This is a genomic window from Candidatus Andeanibacterium sp., from assembly GCF_057143545.1.
The window spans coordinates 1-8,066 of the sequence record NZ_DBNHSF010000042.1 but is presented as its reverse complement, the minus strand read 5'-3'; the positions used below and the strand labels follow the sequence as shown (position 1 = coordinate 8,066).

Genomic DNA, 8,066 nt, shown 5'->3' with positions numbered 1-8,066 from the left:
TGCTTGAGCTGGGTGTTGGCGTAGGTGATCACCTGCTGGGGGAAGTATTTTGGGCTCCAGCCACTGAGATCGATGAAGACATTGGTCTTGTGCAGCGCCATCGACAGGCTCTGGTCGACCCATGGCCAGCTCGGATGGGCAAGGATGATCTTCATGTCGGGGAAATCGACCGCGACATCGTCGATCAGCATCGGCTCGCCATATTTGAGGCGCATCCCGCCGCCGCCGCGCATGCCGGTGCCCATCCCCGAATGGCCGGTATGGAAGATCACCGGCATCCGATATTCGTTGAGCACTTCGTAGATCGGCCAGGCCATGCGGTCGGCCGGGTGGGCGTTCTGGGCGATGCCGTGGAACTTGAAGCCCTTGACCCCGTGGTTCTCGATCAGGTCGCGGGCCTCGCGCGCGCCGTATTTGCCCTTGTGCGGATCGATCGAAGCGAAGGGGATGCAGATATCGTCGTTCTTGTTGGCGATTTCGGCAACTTCGTAGTTCGAAACGCGCTTGGCGCCCATCCCGCTCTCGCAATCGACCGTGAACATGCAGAAGGCGATCCTGCTCTCGCGGTAGAGTTCGATGATCTCGGGCATCTTGGGCCGTTCGCGCGGGGCCTTGAAATAGGCCGAGGCCGCATCGAAGAACTTGCCCATCACCGGGTCCTCCGGATCGTGGCAGGAGATCTCGGCATGGACGTGGACGTCGATGGCGCGGATCTTATTGAGGTCGATGGGCAAGGCTGGCTCCCGATTCAATCTCCTCCCCCTTGATGGGGAGGGATACGAAGGCTTGCGAACTTGTTCGCTAGCCGCAGTTGGGTGGGGGTGCCAGCGCAATCCCGACGGAATTCCGCAACCTCACCCCCATCCAAGCTCCGCTAGCTCCCGCAGGAGCAAGCTGCGCTATCCTTCCCCCATCGAGGGGGAAGGAAGCTGTAGCGATCAGAGCTTCATCAGCACCGACTTGGTTTCCAGGTAGGCTTCAAGGCCCAGGCGGCCCTGTTCGTGGCCGATGCCCGATTCCTTGTAGCCGCCGAAGGGCAGCGCCGGGTCGATCATCGCATGGCAGTTGATCCACACCGTGCCGGCCTGGAGCCGGCTGGCGATCTTGTGCGCGGCAGCGACGTCCTTGGTCCAGACACCGGCGGCAAGGCCGTAATTGGTGTCATTGGCTTCCTTGACCACCTCGTCGAGATCCTCGAAGCGCTGGGCGACCACGACCGGACCGAAGATTTCCTCGCGCACCACGCTCATCTGCGGGTTGACGTCGGTCAGGATCGTCGGGTTGACGTAATAGCCGCCGTCATTCGCAGGCACGTCGCCGCCCATCAGCACCGACGCACCATCGCGCTTGCCGGCTTCGATATAGCCGAGCACGCGTTCGTGCTGCTCCTTCGAGACCAGCGGGCCCATATGACCTTCGGGATCGAGCGACGGGCGCGGTGCCCAGAAGCCGGCGGTTTCGGACATGCCTTCGAGCACCTTGTCGAACACGCTCTTATGCGCATAGAGCCGCGAACCGGCGACGCAGACCTGGCCCGAATTGAAGAAGATCGCGCCCGCCACGCCCGGCGCGGTTTCGGCCGGATCGACGTCGGGCATCACCACCACCGGGCTCTTGCCGCCCAGTTCGAGCGTGACGTGCTTCAACGTATCGGTCGCGTTCTTGTTGATCAGCTTGCCGATCTCGGTCGAACCGGTGAAGGCGACCTTGTCGACATCGGGGCTCTTGACCATCCGGTCGCCCACGGTGTGGCCGTAACCGGTAATGATGTTGATCACGCCCGCGGGAACGCCCGCTTCGTGGATCAGGTCGGCCAGCCGCAGCGCGGTGAGGCTGGTCTGCTCGGCCGGCTTCAAGACGCTGGTGCAGCCCGAGGCGAGCACCGGGGCGAGCTTGAGGCAGGCCATCAGCAGCGGGAAGTTCCACGGCACGATCTGGGCGCAGACGCCGACCGGCTCCTTCAGCGTATAGCCGAACATCACCCCGCCGGGCATCGCATAGGGGGCCTGGGTCTCCCCGCCGATCTTGCCGGCCCAGCCGGCCATGTAGCGGAAATGCGCGGCCGCACCGGGCACGTCGACCACGGCGGCCATGCCCTTGGGCTTGCCGACGTCGATCGCTTCGAGCTCGGCCAGTTCGTCGGCATGATCCTCGATCAGATCGGCGATGCGGTGCATCACCTTTTCGCGGGCGACCGGCGGCATATCCCGCCAGCGGCGATCGTCGAACGCGGCGCGGGCCGCAGCAATCGCCCGGTCAACGTCCTTGTTGGTCGCTTCGACGAATTTCGAGATCACCTTGCCGGACGAAGGATCTTCGACGTCGATCGTTTCGCCGCCGCTGGAATCGACCCATTCGCCATTGATGTAGAGTTGCGGTGCGCGCGCCAGCGCCTTCTTCACCGCATCCGAATATTCCCGCTGCGTGCGGTCGATAGTGGCCATTTCGTTCATTTCAGGTCCTTTCCCGAATCCGAGTCTCTCTATGTTGTCCAAACTAGCAAATCGACGCCCGCCTGCCCATTGCGAGCGTGAAATCCGTAACGGTCGTTATAATCGGCGTGCCGTTCCTGTCGAATCCAAAAGCGGTCCTTCAGCCGGATTCGAGTGCCTTGTCCTCGTTGGCACGCTTGATGACATATTGCCGGATCGCCTCGATCCGTTCGCGGCTGAGCGAAGGCGCGAAGCCAACCATGCCGCTGTCCTTGAGCGCGCCGTCATGGACGATCGCCATCCAGGTTTCCTGGCTTTCCAGAGCCGCGCTGCGCCGGAGGTCGGGCAAAACGGTCGAGCCGATCGCCGCATCGTTGTGGCACTGGCTGCAATAGCGCCCGAAATCGTAGCTACCCGAAGCCACCTGCGCCGCGGTGCCGCGGAACGGTGGCGGGTCAAGCGGCGCACGGTCCAGTGGCGGGGCGGGCGGCAGCTTCGCGGAACCGCCCAGCTTGAACACCAGCAGGCGCGAGATATTGCGCGTCGGACCGGCCTGTTCGGACAACATCCCGCCGGGCGAAAGCGGCCATACCCCGCCCCAGCCGGCCAGCACCGCGACATATTGCTCCCCTTCGATGCTGTAGGTGATCGGCGGGGCGATTATCCCGGTCTGCGCCGGGAACGACCACAATTGCCGTCCGTCGCTTGCCCTATAGGCGACGAAATTGCCCGAAGCGTTGCCCTGGAAGACCAGCCCGCCGGCGGTCGATAGCAGCCCGCCATTCCAGGGCGAGGCATGGGGCACGCGCCAGCGTTCCTCCTGCTTCACCGGATCCCACGCGATCAGCGCACCCTTGGTCGCGGCGGCGGCGGCCTCGCGAGCCGCCTTGTCGGCCGGCATCGCGCCGGCCGAAAGGTCGATCCCGGTGTTCATCCCGCGCTGGTCGTCGCGTTGCCACCCGGCTTCGGGAAAGAACGGGAAGGCAGCTTCGATCGCCGGGATATAGACCAGGCCCTCGGCCGGGTTGAATGCCATCGGATGCCAGTTGTGCCCGCCGCCCGCGCCGGGCGTGCCGATGAAGGGCTGGCCGGTCAGGTCATAGCGCGCCTCGGGGGCAACGATCGGACGGCCGGTCGCCATGTCGATGCCGGTGGTCCAGTTCTGCGGCACGTAATTGTCGGCGCTGATCAGCTCCCCGGTTTCGCGGTCGAGGATATAGAAATAGCCGTTCTTGGGCGCCTGCATCAGCACCTTGCGCGGTTCTCCGCCGATGGTGAGATCGGCCAGCATGATGTGCTGGGTGGCGGTGAAGTCCCAGGTGTCTCCGGGCGTGGTCTGGTAATGCCAGGCATATTCGCCGGTCTCCGGGCGGATCGCGACGATCGAGGACAAATAGAGGTTGTCGCCGCCGCCCGGCGAGCGGATCGCCTGGTTCCAGGGCGAGCCGTTGCCGACCCCGATATAGAGCAGGTCGAGCTCGGGATCATAGGCCATCGCGTCCCACACCGTGCCGCCGCCGCCATGCTCCCAGAACTCGCCCTTCCAGGTTTCCCGGGCTCTCTTGAGATATTCGGGTTCGTCCCCGTCCTCTCCGGGCGCGCCGGGGACGGTATAGAAGCGCCACAATTGTTCGCCGCTTTCGGCGTCGTAGGCGCTGACATAGCCACGCACGCCGAACTCGGCCCCGCTATTGCCGATGATCACCTTGCCGTCGATCACTCGGGGCGCGCCGGTGATGGTGTAGCTCTTCGACTGGTCGACCGTGACGGTGGACCACACCTCCTCGCCGGTATTGCGATCGAGTGCGATCAGCCGCCCGTCGAGCGCGCCGAAGAAGAGCTTGTCGCCCCAGGCGGCCAGCCCGCGATTGACCACGTCGCAGCAGGCCTTGGGGCCTGTCTCTCCCGGCACTTCAGGATCGTAGTTCCACAGCGGTTCGCCGGTGACCGCATCGAACGCCTTCACCTTGCTCCACGCGGTGGTGATGAAAATCTTGCCGTCGATCACGAGCGGGGTGCCTTCCTGGCCCCTGGCCGTGTCGAGATCGGCGAACCAGGCGAGGCCCAATTGCCCGACATTTTCCGTGTTCACGGCGTCGAGCGGGCTGAAGCGCTGTTCGTCGTAAGTGCGGCCATAGGTCAGCCATACACTGTCAGTCGGGGCCTCGATCATCCCGGCGGTGATTTTATCAGGCTCCGAAGTGCAGGCCGCCATTGCGAGTGACGCGGCCAGGACAGCAATCAAACCGATCCGCATGTGCATTCTCTCCCAATTTCCCCCTTCGAAGGGGCTATGCAATTTCCTTACCGAACTGGAGCGTCAGCCCCAACGGTTGATTTCCGGACCCGGGGCGAAGCTGGTCCGAGGGTCGTCGGTCTGCGCCCGGGCGAGCGCGGCCTGCACGCTGGGTCGGGCTTCGACGCACTCCATCCATGTGGCGAGGGCAGGCTTGCCCGCAAAAGCGTCTGCCTTGAGCAATTGGGCGGGGCGCATCCAGGCGAAGGTTTCGAGATCGGCGATGGAGAAATCGCCCATCAGCCAGTCGCGCCCGTCGGCCAGCTGCCTTTCGATCCGCTCGGCGAACTGGTCGATCTTGGCCTTGCTGTCCGCGATCTTGACCGGTTCCGCTTCGCTGTCGCGCAGCTCCCGCCAGCGAGCGCGCAGGTCTTCGCTTTCGATCAGCATGACCGCCCCATCGAAGTCCATTCCGTTCCATTGCCTGACATCCGGCCTGGTGAAAGCGAGATTGCCGAGATAGGCGACCGCCGGGCTCAGCCGCTCGGTCGCCTGGCGGCACCACATCAGCATCTGCCAATGGGCATAGGGGTCTTGCGGCTGGAGTCCGCATCCGCCGGCTGCCTCGTCGAAATATTGCGCGAGGAACACCGCCTCGCTCATCGCTTCGCCTTCTGCCACCAGCACCGGGCCTTCGCCTTCGACGGCAAAGTCCGCAAAGACAGTCTCGACGATTTCGCTGCCGGCCTTGTGCAATTCGCGGTGCCGTGCGCCGAGCGCAAGCTCGATGTAGCGGCACTCGATCTCAAGCCCGCTTTCTTCCAGCGCCGCCAGAACCGAGAGCGAGGGGCCATTGGGTTCGCCGTGATAGAGGATCGGTTTGCTCATTGGCCGAACTCCCCCATGATTGCGTTGAAGCGGTCGGTGAAGCGCCCGCTGCCCATCGCCCAGGTTTGCTGGACTGCAGGCCGGCGATAAACCGCCTTTAGCCAGCGCCACAGGTTCGGGGTCCTGTCCGCACCGACCAGCTCGGGATTGCCGACCGGGAGCATGTAGGTCGAATTGAAGATGTTGATGTCGCCCAGCGAATACTGGTTGCTGCCGACATATTCGCGCTTGCCCAGCTCCGCTTCGAGCAGCTCCACTCCCAGTGCGATGCGGCGCCTGCTCTCGGCCAGTTCGTCTTCGGCGAACTCGGCGAACATCGCCTTGCGCCAGGCCGTGCGCCGCTCGGGCAGGGGAATGCGCGCGATCATCGCCTCGCGCTCTTCTTCGCTCTTGTGGGCCAGCGAAGGACCGACAAAGGTGCACCAGCCGATCATCGAAAAGCTCGGGCCGAGCCACTGGTCCATGAATTTCATCCACCAGCGGATGCGCCAGCGGTCGCGCGCGTCTGCGGGCATCAGGGCGGGCCCTTCGAATGCCTCGTCGACATATTCCATGATCGCGGTGCTTTCGGTCAGCACTCTGTCGCCATGGATCATCGCCGGGATCGTGCCCTGCGGGTTGACCGCGAGATATTCGGGCTGGTGCTGGTCGAATTCCAGCATGTTGATGTAGTGGCTGTCGAAGGACACACCCTTCTCCACCAGCGCGAGCATCGGCTTACCCGAATTGGCATTCGGCTCCCAGTGATAGAGCGTAAGCTCGGCCATGACCTCTCCTGTCGGCGTTCTTGCGACGCCATTTAGTAAGTGTTGCCTACTTATCGCGGGCAGACTCGGTCAAGCGGCAAACAGGCGGCGATTTTGCCGTTGCTTCGCAGCTGCACAATCAGTAGTGGAATCGCGTCAGATGAGCGCGAGCCCGCGTTTTGACCCTGGCTTAGCTACAGACTTGCTTGGACAGGATTCTCTCATGACCAGAAACTTGCCGTCGCGCGCCGACCATGTCGGTTCGTTCCTGCGCCCCCAATCGGTGGTCGAGGCGCGCAACCATCGGGCAGCCAACAATATTTCCTATGAGGAATTGCGGGCGATCGAAGACGACGCGATTGCCGAGCTCGTGAAATACCAGGAAGGGCTCGGCCTCAAGGCGATCACCGACGGGGAATTCCGCCGCTATTTCTTCCATACCGACTTCCTGCTCCAGCTGAGCGGGGTCGAGGAGCGCGGCGGGCTGAAGAAGGCATTCAAGAACGATGCCGGCAAGGACGTCCAGTTCGCACCCCCAGTGATGGCGGTCACCGGCAAGATCGAACATGTGAAGCCGATCCAGCTGGCCGATTACCAGTTCCTCGCGAGCCAGGTGAGCGAAACGCCCAAGGTCGCGATCCCTTCGCCGACCATGCTCCATTTCCGCGCGGGCCGTTCGGGCATCCCGGCGGACATCTATCCCGAGATGGATGAATTCTACGCCGATGTCGCCGCGGCCTTCCGCGCGGAAGTCGACAGCCTGGCCGAGGCCGGGTGCCGCTATATCCAGTTCGACGATACCAACCTCGCCTATCTGTGCGACGACGAGCAGCGCGCCGACGCCGCCAAGCGCGGGCTCGATCCCGATGCGACGACGCGGCAATATGCGCAGCTGATCAACGACAGCTTCGCCTCCGCGCCGGCCGACATGATCCGCGCGATCCATCTGTGCCGCGGCAATTTCCGCTCGAGCTGGGCGGCGGAAGGCGGCTACGAGCCGGTCGCCGAGATCATGTTCAACACCCTCGATATCGACGCCTTCTTCCTCGAATATGACGATGCCCGGTCGGGCGATTTCGCGCCGCTGCGCTTCCTGCCGAAAGGCAAGGTAGTGGTGCTCGGCCTTGTCACGACCAAGCTCGGCCAGCTCGAGACCAAGGACGAGATCAAGCGCCGGATCGACGAAGCGCTGAAATACGCGCCGCTCGACCAGCTGGCGCTGAGCCCGCAATGCGGCTTCGCCTCGACCGTCCACGGCAACGATATTTCGATCGAACAGCAATCGGACAAGATCCGCCTGGTCGTCGAGGTGGCGCAGGAAGTGTGGGGCTGATATCGCGCCTCCCGAAGCGGAGGGGGTAGTTTGAACAACCGGATCGACATGGTCGATGCGCTGCGCGGCTATGCGCTGCTCGGCCTGTTCCTCGTCCATTGCATCGAGCGGTTTGAGGTCTTCTGGCTCGCACCGCAATTCGATGCCTGGCACGAATGGGTGTTTGCCCTGTTCGCGGGCAAGGCCTTCGCAATTTTCGCGCTGCTGTTCGGCTTCGGCTTCGCGACCATCATGGCGAACGAACGCGTACGCGGCGGGGACTTCACCTTGCGCTTTGTTTGGCGGCTGGTGCTGTTGCTGGGCTTCGGAACCTTGCATGTCATTTTCTATCGCGGCGACATCCTGCAGGTGTTGGCCCTCGTCGGCCTCCTGCTGGTCCCGCTCGACCGCATCAGGTCGGACCGCGTGCTGCTGGTGCTGGCGGCGCTCGC

The 8,066-nt window shown here is 63.6% G+C and carries 6 protein-coding genes and 1 pseudogene; 2 read left to right on the top strand and 5 right to left on the bottom strand.

What is annotated here, in order from left to right:
* From AC16XC_RS02590 to AC16XC_RS02570, 5 genes are all read right to left on the bottom strand, one after another.
* Window positions 1-734, bottom strand: a 734-nt coding sequence (locus AC16XC_RS02590; protein WP_484033074.1) for an amidohydrolase family protein, incomplete at its 3' end; no start/stop codon positions are given.
* A gap of 204 nt (window positions 735-938) precedes the next feature.
* Window positions 939-2,453, bottom strand: coding sequence for an aldehyde dehydrogenase family protein (locus tag AC16XC_RS02585; RefSeq protein WP_484033073.1), 1,515 nt, complete (start codon window positions 2,451-2,453; stop codon window positions 939-941).
* 139 nt (window positions 2,454-2,592) lie between these two features.
* Entirely contained in the window at window positions 2,593-4,695 is a 2,103-nt protein-coding gene (locus AC16XC_RS02580; protein ID WP_484033072.1) for a PQQ-dependent dehydrogenase, methanol/ethanol family, read from the bottom strand.
* A gap of 57 nt (window positions 4,696-4,752) precedes the next feature.
* Window positions 4,753-5,556 (bottom strand): glutathione S-transferase family protein, encoded by an 804-nt coding sequence (locus tag AC16XC_RS02575; protein ID WP_484033071.1) that lies wholly within the window; start codon window positions 5,554-5,556, stop codon window positions 4,753-4,755.
* Window positions 5,553-6,323: a glutathione S-transferase family protein gene (locus tag AC16XC_RS02570; RefSeq protein ID WP_484033070.1), complete on the bottom strand. Its 771-nt coding sequence runs from the start codon at window positions 6,321-6,323 to the stop codon at window positions 5,553-5,555. The genes AC16XC_RS02575 and AC16XC_RS02570 overlap by 4 nt, the downstream gene beginning before the upstream one ends.
* A 202-nt stretch (window positions 6,324-6,525) precedes the next feature.
* On the opposite strand from AC16XC_RS02570, the gene AC16XC_RS02565 reads away from it, so the two are divergent.
* Complete coding sequence (locus tag AC16XC_RS02565) at window positions 6,526-7,635, top strand: 5-methyltetrahydropteroyltriglutamate--homocysteine S-methyltransferase (protein WP_484033069.1); 1,110 nt, start codon at window positions 6,526-6,528, stop codon at window positions 7,633-7,635.
* 30 nt (window positions 7,636-7,665) lie between these two features.
* A pseudogene (locus tag AC16XC_RS02560) lies at window positions 7,666-8,066 on the top strand (DUF418 domain-containing protein); the annotation flags it as partial.